Source organism: Flagellimonas chongwuensis, assembly GCF_013376415.1.
GTDB classification, from domain to species: domain Bacteria; phylum Bacteroidota; class Bacteroidia; order Flavobacteriales; family Flavobacteriaceae; genus Flagellimonas; species Flagellimonas chongwuensis.
The window spans coordinates 141,259-156,322 of the sequence record NZ_WYET01000004.1 but is presented as its reverse complement, the minus strand read 5'-3'; the positions used below and the strand labels follow the sequence as shown (position 1 = coordinate 156,322).

Sequence of the window (15,064 nt, the reverse complement as noted above, 5' to 3'; positions counted from 1 at the left end):
CAAATTCAAAATCGAAAACGGATTTACGTAATTGATTACTTGTTAAATTTTAATATATTTAAATACTCCCCTATATAAAAGTCTATCCAAATAACAATTTTGCTTTGGATTTAAATAAATATTTTACAACCAAAAACATTTTAGACTCTTAATTATACCAATACAAAATGGAACTTAATTTCATTGATATTCAGAATTTTAGAAAACTTAAAGCGTGTCGAATTGATATAGGCAATGAGCAAACAATTTTTGTTGGCCCTAATAACAGTGGCAAGACTTCCGCAATGGATTCTCTGTCTTTTTTTTTGACTGATAAAAATAAGTTCTCAACTCGCGATTTCACTCTAAATAATTGGCTTGAAATTAATAAACTGGCTGAAATATGGCTAGCTGATGATAACAAAAATGATGAATATTGGGACAAGCAATTAGAGGAACTAGCTTGTTTTCTTCCTCAAATTGATTTATGGCTAAATGTAAGTGATAAAGAGTTACATTATGTACATCACTTAATACCAACCCTCGATTGGAAAAGTGGTCTTTTAGGTATTAGACTTAGATATGAACCAATTAATTTAGAAAGTCTGCTGATAGAATTTAAGAGTGATTATGATGCTGCTACAAAGCTTGGAGAAAAATCTAAATTAAAATTGTGGCCAAAAGATATGTGGGATTTCCTAGACCATAAATCGAAGTTGCCAAAACTATTTACTATAAAGTCATACATTTTAGATCCAGCAAAAGTAGGTGATTTCAAAGATCAAAATCAACTAGCTCAAGAATTAATGCCTGGAAGTATTCCTATTGATAATGATTCCTTTAAAGGACTAATAAAGGTGAGTACAATCAATGCACAAAGAGGATTTTCTGATGTCAATAATTCAAATCACAAGTTAAAGCCTCTATCAACTCAATTTAGAGATTATTACAGTAAGCATCTTAGCCCAGAGGATAAACCAACAGATGATGATTTGGGGGCATTGACTGCTATTGATAATGCAAAAAAGGCTTTTGATGACAAATTGAAAGATCGCTTTGGACCATCTTTGAATGAATTGGGTGATTTGAATTATCCTGGATTTGGTAATCCAAACATTACAATTTCAAGTTCAATTTCTCCAATAGATGGTATTAGTCATGATTCTGCAATTCAGTTTGAAATAATGAAAGATAAGGAAGGAAAGAAGACTTTGCTTTCACTTCCTGAACAAACGAACGGTCTTGGTTATCAAAATTTAATATCCATGGTATTTGAACTTATTAGGTTTAGAGATGAGTGGATGAAGGTTGGGAAAAGATCTAAAAGTGATGATGAAAACGAGATTTATGAGCCCCTACATCTAGTTCTAATTGAAGAGCCTGAAGCCCATTTGCATGCACAGGTGCAACAAGTTTTCATTAACAAAGCATACGATATTTTAAGAGCTCATAAAAATCTAGGGAAAAATAAAAAATTTACTACACAGTTAATTGTAAGTACTCATTCTAACCACATTGCACACGAAGTTGATTTTGTTTGTTTGAGATACTTTAAACGATTATTGGCAACTGGACAAAACGTGGCTACTTCTAAGGTAATTAACTTGTCAAAAACTTTCGGGGACGAAAATGCAACAACAAGGTTTGCAACCCGATATTTAAAAACAACTCATTGTGATTTGTTTTTTGCTGATGCGGTTATACTTATAGAAGGAGCGGCTGAAAGAATGCTAATTCCTCATTTTATTAATAATCATCATAAAAACTTGTCTAAATCCTACCTGTCATTGGTTGAAATTGCTGGGAGTCATGCTCATAAGCTTCAATCTCTAATTGAAGATCTTGGAGTTTTAACTTTAATTGTTACCGATCTCGACCCTATTGACCCAACTAACAACAGAACTTCGGTAATACCTAAAAAAAACAAAGGCTACGAAACCGCCAATAGTACCATTTCAAAATGGGTGCCAGGAGTTAAATCTTTAGATTCCTTAATTGATTTAGATTCTAAAGCTAAAGTTACTACAAGCGGTCTAATTAGAGTTGCATATCAAATTAATCAAAAAATTACCGTGGATAATGATAAAAAGGAGACGACTGTTAATGCAACAAGCTTTGAAGACTCACTTGTGTATGAAAATATTGTCCAATTTAAGTCAATGGAGGGGTTAAGACTAATCAGAAAATTCAAAAACACTATAGTCGAATCTACAGTAGAAAACTTTGAAAAAGATGTTTATGAAACATTGAGAAAAAGTGCCTCTGGGGATAAAGCAGCTTTTGCATTAGACTTACTTTTTCTAGATGACCTAAATAAATTGAAAGTGCCGAAATACATAGAAGAAGGATTAATTTGGCTAGAAGAAAGTTTGTCAAAAAGTCAAAATCTTTAAAAGCAAATGGAGTTGGAATCAAATGTAAATATTGATGATGTTGTAGAACAAGAAATTCAGAAAAACTTGGATTTCAATAACCCAAAGAGTTTTTTCCTTTTTGCGGGTGCAGGTTCTGGTAAAACTAGAACGTTAATTAACGTGCTAAAGTTCATCAAAAAAGAGCACGATGAAAATTTAAAACTAAACAATCAAAAGATTGCAATAATTACCTATACGAATGCGGCATGTGATGAGATAAAGAGTAGAATTGATTATGACCCATTATTTAGTGTCTCTACTATTCATAGTTTTACTTGGAACCTAATCAAACATTTTACTACAGATATAAAAGATTGGTTAAAAAATAAATTAAAAGATGAAATTGCCGACTTAGAAGATAAACAGAGTAGGGCTCGTGGGATGAATAAATCCTTTATCGATAGAGCAAAAAAAATAGAATCAAAAAGTAAAAGGTTATCGATACTCAAAAACATAAATGCATTTGTTTATAATCCAAATGGTGATAATGTTAGTAAAGACTCATTGAACCATAGTGAAGTTATAGAGTTAGGAGCTTATTTTCTAAATACTAAGGAACTTATGCAGAATATCTTGGTTAGAAAATATCCAATACTTCTAATTGATGAAAGTCAGGATACGAATAAACATTTAATCGAATCTTTTTTTTTAGTTCAAAAACAGCATAAAGATTGCTTCGCACTAGGAATTATTGGAGATATGATGCAACGTATTTATTTGGATGGGAAAGAAAACTTGGAAGGTGATATTCCTGCTGATTGGTTAACACCCAAAAAGAAACTTAATCATCGATGTCCAAAAAGAATTATAAAGCTCATAAATAAAATTAGAGAAGAAGGAGATGGTCAACAACAAGAGCCTAGAAGTGATAAAATTGAAGGTACCGCTAGGCTTTTTGTGGTACAGGTTCCATGTTCAGATAAAAAAGAAATTGAAAAACAAATTGCCATAAAAATGGGTGAAATCACTAAAGATGAGAAATGGCTAGGTGAGAATTCAGAGATAAAAACACTAACATTAGAGCATCATATGGCTGCTAAAAGAATGGGGTTTGACAACTTGTTTTTGCCTTTATATAGTACTAGTAGATTGAAAACAGGTGCTTTAGATGGCAGCCTTACAGGAATGAGGTTTTTCACAAACACAATACTTCCATTGTATAATGCTTGGATCAATGATGATAAATTTGAAATTGCTAGAATTGTAAAAGAGAAATCTCCGTTAATAAGTAAAGTAGCCCTAATAGAAGCTAAAGAGCAAAGTGTATTAATTGAAAAAGCAAATGACGCTGTATTAAATCTTTTTAATTTATGGGATAATGGGGTTCCAACGTTATTAGATATACTTAGGAATGTCGCAGATTCACGCCTTTTTGCTATACCAGATACATTGGTGCCGATAGCGAATAGAACTCAAGAAGAATTAATAATAATTCAAGAAACTGAGGAAGAAGAGGATGAAGATAAAGACTTAATAATAGATGCATGGGATGAGGCACTTTTGGCGAGTTTCGACCAAATACCGCTTTATCAACAGTATTTGATTGATGAGGCCAATTTCGGCACCCATCAAGGTGTTAAAGGAAGGGAGTTCAAGCGAGTCATGGTAATATTGGATGATGATGATGCACGAGGAAACTGGTTCAATTTTGAAAAACTTCTTGGAGTAAAAGGGCATACCGCTGCAGACGTTCAAAATATGAATGAGGGTAAAGAGACTAGTATGGATAGAACCTTAAGATTACTTTATGTAACCTGTAGTAGAGCAGAGGAAAGTCTTGCTATAGTAGCATACACATCTAACCCTGAGCTATTTGCTAGAAATATTGTTGATATGAAATGGTTTCAAAAGGAAGAAATTGAATTTATAAATTAAAATTTAAAAGTGATTATAATAAATCATGCTAGATAAGTATTTCAAAAGATTAAACCATAAGTCAAAAGGTTATCAAGTAACTCATCGTGGCCAACAATTGTCTTACGGATACAAACCAGATTTGGTTTTAGTAGATGATTATGAACGATATATTATTCTGGAAAGTGAGCATGGGACAAGTCGGAAACACTTTATTGGCGGAATGATTAAAGCTGCCCATTTTTTAACTAAAAATAATGGAGTGTTAATATTTGTAATATTGGTAAAGAAAAACACAACTGAAGAGCAAATAGCAAATCATCTGAGTAGTTATCTAAAATGGATAAAGAGTTTAACTAAACTAAGAGATGTGTATGTGCTGTCTGATTTAAATTATTGTTCCGAAAATGAACCGATAGAATTATTGGGTAAACGATTTAAAGAGATTGCTTTAAAAGTTGAAGTCTAAAAAAAGATGTTGGTCTGAAGAAAATGCGGGCGAGTAGGGGAGTGAATTTGTGGCTTGACACAAAGAGCCATTGCCCTGGGCTTTGTGTTGGGGCGTGAAACGCCCAAGTAGCAAAGCTACAAGGCACAAAGGGCGCGCGGAAGCATATTTTCTTCTTGATTTTTTGTTTCTTTTGCATCAAGGCAAAAGATAGAAAGCCTATTAAGATTTTTTTCTGTGGCCAGTTGGGTAAGGTTTAATCTTTTTCTTAAAATCCTCAATTTCATCTTTCAGTTTCTTATTGGCGTTCGTAATAAGCTCATTTTGTAGTTTCATTATGGCCAACAAATCATGCATGGCATTTAAATTCTCCAATTGAGCACCGACAATTTGTTCTAAATCTGCCTTGGTATATCCATTTCTACCCATAGAATATATATTTTTTAAACAATAGTTTCGATTATCTATACTAAAGTATAGAATGTATATCCAAAATCAAAACATTTGATGCAAAATTTGATACAAGTGTATACATAATCTATATTTATGTTGATAAAAATCAAACACTTATGACCAAACTAGGTTTATATCTAGCAAAGAAGTCAATAAATAAGGCAGAAGTCTCCAGAAAGACTGGGATAAGTAAATCCCGAATGAGCCAATTGAGTTCTAATGAATCTACGAAGCTTCGTGCGGATGAATTGTACCTTATTGCTTTGGCTATTGATGTAGATCCTTGTGAAATCTTACAAGAAGTCTGTGGGGATATCAAACTACAGGAAGAGCATTAAATTCTATTTGACATAATATTATAGGAGGCAGAATTATAAGTTTCAATTAGGGGGAGTATTTGAGCAAGTGCTTGGAAATTTATGCTTCGCTAAATTTTAAGCTTTTGCGACAAGCTTACTAGATTTTCCTGAAATTTTTCTTTTCCAGATTTTCAATTAAACCAAAGGTTTCAACAAATACGAAAAGCTGAGCTTTTAATGGCGCTGGCCAAGTGGCTGAGAATTGCGTATAAAAATAAATGCTTGGGCATTTACTTTTTATGAAAGCAATGTGCTGTTGGCCGAGCGGCTATTTTACATAGCGACAAATTGAAAATTTCAATCCTTGACGCCCACACGAGGGATATTTTACATAATGGAAAATTATAGCTTACGGATGGCGAAACCCTTAAAATACAACATGACGACATTTGTACTATAATGTTCCCGCGTTATGTTTCTTTGCTTTGGTATAAGCAAAGCTTATCTCCACCGCACCAACTCGCCTAAATTTTTAAAGAATCTCATTCTTTAAAAATTGTAGCGTCTGAAAAGTTGAGCTAAAAACTTCCTTTTAAAAATGTAATTAATACTATTTTGCCGAACCTGCAAAGAGTAGGGGAGGTAAAAGTGTATGGAATGGGTTTTAGGCACAATTATTTTGCTCAATATGGATTTTCAGAACAGCTTCTTTTAACTTCATGAGTACATGACAAACATTTTGGCGTTCCGTTTCTGAAAAAGAATCCGTGGGTAGGTAATGGAACATATAAATGGCCTTGTCCAACCATTGCGTAAAGGAAAGTAAATCTCCATCATGGCATTCTTCAAAATAGGAGAGTAGGGGGAGTAGGTTAATCTCGGTGGATCTCATATAGTTGGTTATTTAATTGTTGAAAAAACCGTAAAAGACTATAATTAATCGTTTTAATATTAAAAAATTAACTAAAACGACATTTAATATTACTAAAACGAATCATAAGATTCGTTTAAAGTTAATTATTAAATGCGAATTAGAAAACTAAGTTTGTTTAAAATGCTACAGATTTAACGTAAAACGATTCATATGAGCACTAAAAAGCCAATCAATAGAATTAGAGTAGTCCTTGCAGAACAGGATAGAACCAATAAATGGCTAGCTGAAAAAGTAGGGAAGAGCAGAACTACCGTTTCCCGATGGTGTACAAATGAAATGCAACCATCACTTGAAACTTTGCGAGTAATTGCGGAGGCTCTAGGTGTGGATATTCGTGAGCTTTTGGTACCTACCTTATTATAGCTATTTCTCTGTTACTGCTGAGTAAAGCAGCTTTATGTCACTTTAAAGTTGAAAAAAAATAAATATTTTCTTATAAAATCAACTTTAAAGTATTATTTAAAATAATTTCGTATATTTGCCACTGTAAAGTTGAATATATGTAAAATCCTGTAATCTAGAAGCGAATGACAAAAGAAGAAGTGGAATTGTTTTTACAGGAATTTCGAGCCAAAATTAGTGCCAATATAGGTGGGGTAGGTATAATTATAAAGAGAGAAAGAACCGCCAATCTACAAACAATGTTGGATTTAGAGTTGACTAATGTCACCGTTAGAGAGCATTTGAAAAATTTATCATACAAAGACTATTATAAGGGACCCGCCAAAGATTCCAATGGTGGGGCAGATTTGTGGGAGTTTGGAAAAAAAATAAAGAATAAGGAGATATATATTAAAATTACTTTAGGCTCATTTGGAAAGCCTGTAATATGTATTAGCTTTCATTATCCAGTTAGGCCAATAAAATATCCGTTAAAATGATTTACAATCAAATAGACAGTCCATTTTCTAATGGGCAAGCAATATTGAAGAAAAAGAAGAGTAATCTAACGTTTCGTAAAAATGACTTTGAAATTACTGAGCATTTTTATGTTTGTGAAGACACCGGCGAGGAATTCACAACTAGTGAATTGGATGCTATTAATATTAATCAAGTTTACAATCAATACAGAGATAAATACGGGCTTCCTTTTCCAGACCAGATAAAACAAATTAGAGAGAAATATAAAATTTCGGCAACAAAAATGTCTGAAATTTTAGGCTTCGGGGCCAATAGTTACCGTCTTTATGAACAGGGAGAGGTGCCGAGCGTTGGGAATGGAAGACAAATATTAGGCGCTGCTGATCCAGAGACATTTAGACTTTATTTAATATCAAATCAAGAATTAATCGACCCTAGAGATTTTCACAAAATCAATAAGACTATAGATGAGTTGGTTAGCTCTGAAACAGCCAGCAAATTTCATGATCAGAATATGAAGGAATTATTCGGGAAAATTTCATCAGATCAATATACTGGTTATAAAATGCCAAGTCTTGAGAAAATTTCGCATATGATACTTTTCTTTTCGGAAAACGCAGAAACTTGGAAAACCAAATTGAATAAAATGCTATTCTATTCTGACTTTTTAGCATTCAAGAATTCTGGGTTTGGTATTTCTGGATTGGATTATCGGGCTATTCAATATGGCCCTGTCCCCTCTAGATATGGAAAATTATATGATGAGATTAGCAAAGGAGAGCAGCTTAGGAGAGTTTATATAGAAGAACGAGACTATGAAGGTTCATTTTTTGTTCCAAAATTGACTTTCAACGAACATCTTTTTGATGAATTTGAACTTGATGTGATGAGAATGGTATCTAATAAGTTTAAATGGTATAGTGCAAATGAAATAAAAGAATTAAGCCATGAAGAGTTGGCTTGGAAAGAGAATAAAGAAGAGCAAAGTATAATTAGTTATAAGGATTATGGATTTAGCCTTAAGACTATCTAATAAAATTAAGTTATGGAAAAGAATAAAGGTAAAGGAGAAGCTCCAGGGCAAAATAAGGAGTTTAAAATTTTGGTTAATGCTAGAGAGAAGATTTGGGCAGAAAAGAAAATTAATTTTGATCAAGTTGTAATACTTGCTTTTGGTTCGGTTTCACAAGACCCCAATGTGTCATATACAGTAACGTATAAAAAAGGAGATAATGGAAAACCGGAAGGTATTATGGTTAAAGGAGATGAAATTGTAGTTAAGGATGGAATGAGATTTAATGTCACACAAACTAATCGATCATAGCCCTGATTTAAAAAGACTAAGGGATGAGGGATATGAAATTTCAATTAAAGGAAGTCATATTCTTATAAGTAACATACCTTATGTTGATAATTCCAAGAAAGTCAAGTTCGGAACATTGGTTTCTGTATTGACAATTTCTGGAATTAAAGCTGGGCGTCCCAACAATCATGTTGCATATTTTCAAGGCGAACAACCGTGCAATAAAGATGGCTCTATAATATCTGCTTTAATTCATGGACAAAACAAATCTGTTCTTGCCAAAGACATTGAAGTAGATCGGTCATTCTCAAATAAACCATTGGGCGGTTATTTGGACTACTATCAAAAAATGACAACTTATATAAACATAATCAGTGGTCCAGCAATCTCCATTGATAATACTTTAACACCAAAAACATTCAGACTAGTTGAATCAGGGAACTCAAATTCTGTATTTAACTACCCTGATACTAATTCCAGTAGAGCTGGCATTTCAGCTATATCTTCTAAATTAGAAAAGTATAAAATTGGGATAATAGGAGTAGGGGGGACTGGTTCTTATTTGCTTGATTTTATATCGAAATGTCCGGTTAAAGAAATTAGAATTTTTGATAATGATGAATTTCAATTACATAATGCATTTCGTGCTCCAGGCACACCTGAAGCAGAAACATTAAAAGAAACACCTAAAAAGGTAGATTATTGGTATGGAATCTATTCTAGAATGCATTCCAATATCATAGCTAATTCTAAATATGTCATTGCCTCAAATTTGAATGAACTAGATGATTTAGACTTTGTTTTCATATGTATTGATAATGGGGAATCTAAAAAAATCATCATTGAATATTTAAGTAAAAAAGAAATAAGTTTTATTGATGTTGGAATGGGCATCGAGCTTACAGAGAATAATTCCCTAATTGGTATAATCAGAGTGACTTCATCAGATGAGGGGAATATAGACAAAATAATTTCTAAAGGAAGGATTTCTTTCGCAGATGGGGATGAAAATGATGAGTATGGACAAAATATTCAGATTGCCGAACTAAATGCTTTGAATGCTTCCTTGGCAGTAATTAAATGGAAAAAAATGTGTGGATTTTACTATGACATAGATAAGGAAATGCATAGTTTATATTCCATTGATGGCAACTCAATATTTAATGATGATTATGAAGCATGAATTCGTTGAACATATGCCAGAGAAATTGGAAGATGACACTATTTATGTTTCAATTTCTTTTGAGATAGTAATGCACAAATGTGCTTGCGGTTGTGGTAATGAGGTTGTAACCCCCTTATCACCTGCCGAATGGAGCGTAACTTTTGATGGAGAAACAATCTCACTTTATCCTTCGATTGGCAATTGGAGTTTGGCTTGTAAGTCTCATTATTGGATTAGAAAGAATAAAATTGAATGGTCTACCCAATGGAGTAAAGAAGAAATAGAAGAGGTTAAGAACTCTGACTTTATCGCAAAAAAGGAGTATTACGAAAAGTCGGCTGAAGAACAAAATAAAGATATTTTAGATGAAGTCTCTCCGGTAAAAAATAAATCAATTTGGTCAAAATTCAGAAGTTGGTTTAAATAATGTTAAGCTCATAAAGGTGGATGGCCAGAAGAAAATGCGGGCCGGCGTTGGGGTGAATTTGTGGCTTGGCACAAAGAGCCATTGCCCTGGGCTTTGTGTGTGGGCGTTTATGCCCAAATAGCGAAGCTATAAGACACAAAGGGCGCGCGGAAGCATATTTTCTTCTTGATTTTTTGTTTCTTTTTTATCAAGAAAAAAGAAAGGGAAACCTCAAATAGACTTCAAGTAGCATGTGTATGGAAATTTGCGGGCAAATTTTATACTTATGCGGGTTCTGGGCAGGATTATCAACAACTTTTCTTCTCTAAGTATCAAACTAAGAAAATAGTTCAATTCGGGCAGAAAATTTTTGCTTTTGGCCGGGGCAAGCGTGGGCAAATTGTGTGTAGAGAAAAATGTGATTAACATTTTTATGTACAAAACAATCGAGCGTTTGCGCGCGGCAATTAAATATAACGACAAATTATGGTACAAATGAGAACAAACGGTGCGCAGCACACCGAATTGGAAAATATTAATGACCCCGTTGCAAATTTCAATAAATAACGCTCACATGAGGGATATTTTACATAATGGAGAATTATAGCTATCTAATGGCGAAACCTCTAAAATACAATACGCCGACATTTGTACTATAATGTTCTCGCGTTATGTTTCTTTGCTTTGAATAAAGCAAAGCTTACTTCCCTAAACTTCCAGAAAAGTTGAGCTAAAATCTTCCTATTAAAAAATGTAATGAATACTATTTTGCCGAACCCGTGAATTGGGGGAGGTAAAAGTGTATGGAATGGGTAAGGAGTACATGTGTATATTATAAACATTTGTATATTTATCGCGTCTACACAGTTTTAGGAAATTTCTAAAACAATTATTTATCGATAAGGAGTCGCTTACAAGTCCAGCGGCCGCGAAAGTACCGCTTCCAGTCCTAGACTGTGTAGACAGGGCTGACGGGGTGGCTCCGCTTTTAAAATTTCTTTATGTCTACAAGAAAAAACGAAATCCATGAAGAGTGGTACCAACGATTAAAAAAGGAACTCTCTTTGACGGATTCAAAACAAAAGAAGGCGATCCTTGAAATTATTGCCATCATTGATGATCATTTCGATGTAAATTCTCTGGAAGGCCATGTAGATGGTTTGCAAAACATGCTATCTGATAGTATTGAAAACAGAGTATTGGGTTTACCAAAAAAATATATTTTCGATTGTGTATCTCAAACATGTTCTCATGTCAATTTTTTAATAAAATTATCCTCTAGACTATCTATACTCAAAGCTTGATATTTATTAATATATGATTTAAAGTCCTTCTAATTTATATTGGAAGGATTTTTTGTGTGAAGTCAATAAATTTATTATGTCTGGTTAGAACCCGTTGCTTAAAATTGCGGGAAAACCCTACAATTTCTAAGGTTTTTCTATAACACGTTTTAACAATACATTCCTATATTGAAGTACTCAAAACTATTAACTTACTTCCTTTTGTTTTCTCCCCCATAAATACCCTTAAACGGGTATATGTACTCAATAAAGATTGTTAGATTTTACAATGACACAAAAGACTTTGGATTTGCCATACGAAATACAGCTACAGACAACGGATGCCATTTACTACAGGCATGAAAAAAGAAAAATAGGAGTAATGTCTCAGCTAGCATTTGAAAAGGCAAAACGAAGTTTTAATGCTATTCATGATAAAGATGATTCATTCAACATAACGCATGAGGGAATTTCTTTTAAAGCTGAATTAGAGAAGGGGAGAGGTAAAAACAAAAGGAAATATAAAATAAAAGGATGTGTTAAAAGTAGTATAGGGGACTATAAAGAACGCTATCATCAAGTAAACATTAATGGAGTAGGTGACTCAGGTTTTGAATTGAGACCGGCACAGAAAGGAGCAATTTATGCACTCCTATCTCACTGGTCCGTGTCAGATGAAATCTCAACCATAGTTCTGCCTACCGGAACAGGAAAGACTGAAACAATGTTAGTGACCACCTTAGCAGATAAGGCACAAAGAACATTGGTAATAGTTCCAACGGTTGAGTTAAAACTACAAATTGCTGAGAAGTTTGAAAACTGGGGGATTTTGCGCAAGCTTGGTGTGATACCTAAGGATTTTCCAAATCCAACTACTATAATTTTAAATAAGACCATCTCTGATGAAGGCTCAATTAGTTTTTTAGAGTCTGCGGATGTGATAGTATCTACTCCAGCGTTAATTGCTAGGGCTCCTAAAGAAGTAAAAGAAAAGCTTAAAAATATTATTACACATGTGTTTTTTGATGAAGCTCATCACGTTACCGCTAGTGAATGGGAAGAAATTAAAATCCTCTTGAACAAATCTAAAGTTGTCCAGTTTACCGCTACCCCTTATAGAAACGACCGTAAGCCAATAGAAGGTAAAATGGTATACAACTACCCTTTATCTAAAGCTTTGGAGGATGAATGCTTTTCCAAGATCTCACTGGTTACTGTTGATGAACGTCATCCAAAAAAGAAAGACAAAGCTATTGCAGATGCTGCTATGGCAAGGCTTAAACAGGATAGAGAAAAAGGATGGAAGGACCATTGTATGATGGTAAGAGCAGAAAAAAAATTACCTGCTGAAAAATTATATCACAGTTACAAAAAGTGGTTTCCAGATGAAAAGATTGTCTTAATTCATTCAAATACAAAGGGTAGAAAACAAATTATTGAGCAAATTAAGAAAAGAGAATTTGATATAATTGTTTGCGTCGGAATGCTTAAAGAAGGGTTTGACTTTCCTGAATTTAAAATTGCTGCCGTACATGGAATACATAAATCTTTGTCAGTTCTTTTACAGTTTATTGGAAGATTCACAAGACCCAAAGAAGGACTTGGTGATGCTTCTTTTGTGGTAAACTATGCTGAGGAGAAAATGTCTGTTGAACTTGAAAACTTGTTTCAAGAAGGTTCTGGATGGGAAAAAGTAATAAGTGAAATTGCTGATGCAAAAAAAGCCGAAGCAGAATCTTTACTAGCATTTCTACAAGGCTGCAAACCATTTTCAGGTTTTGATTCGCCCGATATAGAGTTAAACCCAAGACTTGTTTACCCTGCTTTAAGTTGTATGTCCTATCGTTGCAAAAAAGTAGATTGGGCATTGTTCAAAAATGCTTTCAACCTAAAAAAATATGCTCTTTCACAGCCTTATATAAACCAAGAAGAAAATATATTTTATTTCACCACACAAAAACGTGAAAAGGTAAAATGGGCTAGAACAGATGCTTTAAAGGATCAAACTTGGAATCTTGTGGTACTGCATCATGATACAAAAACTGAGATGTTATATGTTGGATATTCGGAAAAAAGAATGGATGTTGATTATTTAGTTGAAAAAATAACCAAAGCTGAACCAAATTTGCTTAAAGGAGATTGCGTTTTCCGTTCTTTTGATTCAATAAAAAGATTAAGCATTGTGCATGCAGGAATATTTAAACCAGCTAATCAATTACATAGATATTCAAGATTAAGCGGAGCGGATGTTACAACAGAGCTAAGCAGATGGCAGGAAGGCAAAAGAAGTAAAAAATCAGATTTCGTAGGAATTGGATTTAGAGATGGTGAACCAGTAAGCGTAGGAGCTTCGGTAAAAGGTAAGCTATGGAGTCCAGCTCGTATAGGAGATTTGAAAGAGTGGAAATCCTGGTGTTTAAATATGGGTAGATTAATTACGGATGAAAACATTGATTCAAATCAATTGTTAGTAGATTCTGCCAAAAAAATACAATTGGAGACCTTTCCGGAAGGAATAATAATTCTTGCAACGGATTGGGCGGAAGAACTTTATTCGAGAATCCATAAGCTAACCATACAGAAAACTCATTCGCATTCATTTTTACTCTCCGAGTGTACCTTAACAACTCAAAAATGTGAAGCACAGAAAGCTGATTTTAAATTGATTTTATATAATGAAGAAATCACGTTTTCCATAATTCTTGGAGGAGAAAATGGCTTTACGGTTCACGGCTTGGACAATAGTACATATAGCATTGAAGGGCTTAAAATGGAACCGATGCCTTTAAAAAAGTTTTTTGAAGAGAATCCACCAACAATGTTTTTATTGAATGGCTGTACAATTTCTGGATGTATTCATACGGATTATGGAGATTCATTATATGACAAAATACCTGAAGATCGCATTGAGGTACTCAAATGGGAGAACGTAAACTATCGAATTGAGTCATTATATAAATCAGGAGTTAAAAGAGAAAATTCGATACAAGAATACATGATGAATACACTTGTGAATAGAGGAGCTAAAGTTGTTTTTAATGATGATAATTCTGGTGAGAAAGCAGATGTAATAGCAGTTTTTTCTAATGAAGATGTTATACGATTTGAATTAATACACTGTAAGTATTCTAAAGAAAAATCTGGAGCAAGAATATCTGATTTATATGAAGTATGTGGACAAGCAATAGTATCTCTTCGGTATAAATGGAAGCCTGAAGAACTATTAAAACACATGGAAAGGAGAGATGGCATGGGAGTTCTTAGAGAAAAAAGGTTTTTCCACGGTAGTCTGCAAGAAATTGAAAAAATAAGGAAAGCTCTTAAGTACACAGATGTTGTATTTGAGTTTGCAATTGCTCAACCTGGGGTAGAAAGGAAAAACTTATCAAATGATATGATTGATTTTTTAGGCTCTGTTTATTCAACTATTGCTGAAATGACAGAAACCAAATTGAAGTGCTATTTTAATACATAACATTGTAGAAATACTTAAAAAGTTATTATGAATGGAATGAAGAAAATGCGGGCCGGCGTCGGGGTGAATTTGTGGCTGGGCACAAAGAGCCATTGCCCTGGGCTTTGTGTGTGGGCGTTTACGCCCAAATAGCGAAGCTATAAGACACAAAGAGCGCTTGGAAGCATATTTTCTTCTTGATTTTTTGTTT

14 protein-coding genes are annotated in these 15,064 nt (G+C 33.7%); 12 read left to right on the top strand and 2 right to left on the bottom strand.

From position 1 onward, the window contains the following. Positions 1-167 precede the first annotated feature (167 nt). Genes GUA46_RS07855 through GUA46_RS07845 form a run of 3 tightly spaced genes read left to right on the top strand, consistent with a single transcriptional unit; the run spans position 168 to position 4,716 of the window. A complete protein-coding gene (locus GUA46_RS07855) occupies positions 168-2,372 on the top strand; it encodes an ATP-dependent endonuclease (RefSeq protein ID WP_176620020.1) in 2,205 nt (734 codons plus the stop codon). Positions 2,373-2,378: 6 nt separating this feature from the next. Beyond that, on the top strand, positions 2,379-4,268 hold the full coding sequence (locus GUA46_RS07850) for a UvrD-helicase domain-containing protein (protein ID WP_176620019.1): 1,890 nt from the start codon (positions 2,379-2,381) through the stop codon (positions 4,266-4,268). Between the two features lie 25 nt (positions 4,269-4,293). Beyond that, positions 4,294-4,716, top strand: coding sequence for an exonuclease/endonuclease/phosphatase family protein (locus GUA46_RS07845; RefSeq protein WP_176620018.1), 423 nt, complete (start codon positions 4,294-4,296; stop codon positions 4,714-4,716). Positions 4,717-4,917: 201 nt separating this feature from the next. Here GUA46_RS07845 and GUA46_RS07840 read toward each other — a convergent pair whose 3' ends face one another. Beyond that, positions 4,918-5,124: a hypothetical protein gene (locus GUA46_RS07840; RefSeq protein WP_176620017.1), complete on the bottom strand. Its 207-nt coding sequence runs from the start codon at positions 5,122-5,124 to the stop codon at positions 4,918-4,920. 140 nt (positions 5,125-5,264) lie between these two features. Here GUA46_RS07840 and GUA46_RS07835 point away from each other — a divergent pair, with 140 nt between their 5' ends. Beyond that, complete coding sequence (locus GUA46_RS07835) at positions 5,265-5,486, top strand: helix-turn-helix domain-containing protein (protein WP_176620016.1); 222 nt, start codon at positions 5,265-5,267, stop codon at positions 5,484-5,486. 625 nt (positions 5,487-6,111) lie between these two features. Here GUA46_RS07835 and GUA46_RS07830 read toward each other — a convergent pair. Continuing rightward, a complete protein-coding gene (locus GUA46_RS07830; RefSeq protein WP_176620015.1) occupies positions 6,112-6,339 on the bottom strand; it encodes a hypothetical protein in 228 nt (75 codons plus the stop codon). A 192-nt stretch (positions 6,340-6,531) separates the two neighbouring features. Here GUA46_RS07830 and GUA46_RS07825 point away from each other — a divergent pair, with 192 nt between their 5' ends. The 8 genes from GUA46_RS07825 to GUA46_RS07790 all read left to right on the top strand — a co-directional run bounded on the left by GUA46_RS07825 (position 6,532) and on the right by GUA46_RS07790 (position 14,874). Beyond that, complete coding sequence (locus GUA46_RS07825; RefSeq protein WP_176620014.1) at positions 6,532-6,744, top strand: helix-turn-helix transcriptional regulator; 213 nt, start codon at positions 6,532-6,534, stop codon at positions 6,742-6,744. A gap of 164 nt (positions 6,745-6,908) precedes the next feature. Then, entirely contained in the window at positions 6,909-7,262 is a 354-nt protein-coding gene (locus tag GUA46_RS07820; protein WP_176620013.1) for a type II toxin-antitoxin system MqsR family toxin, read from the top strand. Then, a complete protein-coding gene (locus GUA46_RS07815) occupies positions 7,259-8,275 on the top strand; it encodes a type II toxin-antitoxin system antitoxin SocA domain-containing protein (protein ID WP_176620012.1) in 1,017 nt (338 codons plus the stop codon). Before GUA46_RS07820 ends, GUA46_RS07815 begins: the two co-directional genes overlap by 4 nt. Before the next feature lie 12 nt (positions 8,276-8,287). Further along, positions 8,288-8,566: a multiubiquitin domain-containing protein gene (locus tag GUA46_RS07810; RefSeq protein ID WP_176620011.1), complete on the top strand. Its 279-nt coding sequence runs from the start codon at positions 8,288-8,290 to the stop codon at positions 8,564-8,566. Further along, a complete protein-coding gene (locus GUA46_RS07805) occupies positions 8,541-9,728 on the top strand; it encodes a ThiF family adenylyltransferase (protein WP_176620010.1) in 1,188 nt (395 codons plus the stop codon). The genes GUA46_RS07810 and GUA46_RS07805 overlap by 26 nt, the downstream gene beginning before the upstream one ends. Beyond that, a complete protein-coding gene (locus GUA46_RS07800; protein ID WP_176620009.1) occupies positions 9,718-10,137 on the top strand; it encodes a ubiquitination-like system serine protease family protein in 420 nt (139 codons plus the stop codon). The genes GUA46_RS07805 and GUA46_RS07800 overlap by 11 nt, the downstream gene beginning before the upstream one ends. 980 nt (positions 10,138-11,117) lie before the next feature. Beyond that, on the top strand, positions 11,118-11,420 hold the full coding sequence (locus tag GUA46_RS07795; protein WP_176620008.1) for a hypothetical protein: 303 nt from the start codon (positions 11,118-11,120) through the stop codon (positions 11,418-11,420). Positions 11,421-11,688: 268 nt separating this feature from the next. Then, positions 11,689-14,874: a DEAD/DEAH box helicase gene (locus GUA46_RS07790; RefSeq protein WP_176620007.1), complete on the top strand. Its 3,186-nt coding sequence runs from the start codon at positions 11,689-11,691 to the stop codon at positions 14,872-14,874. Positions 14,875-15,064: the final 190 nt, after the last annotated feature.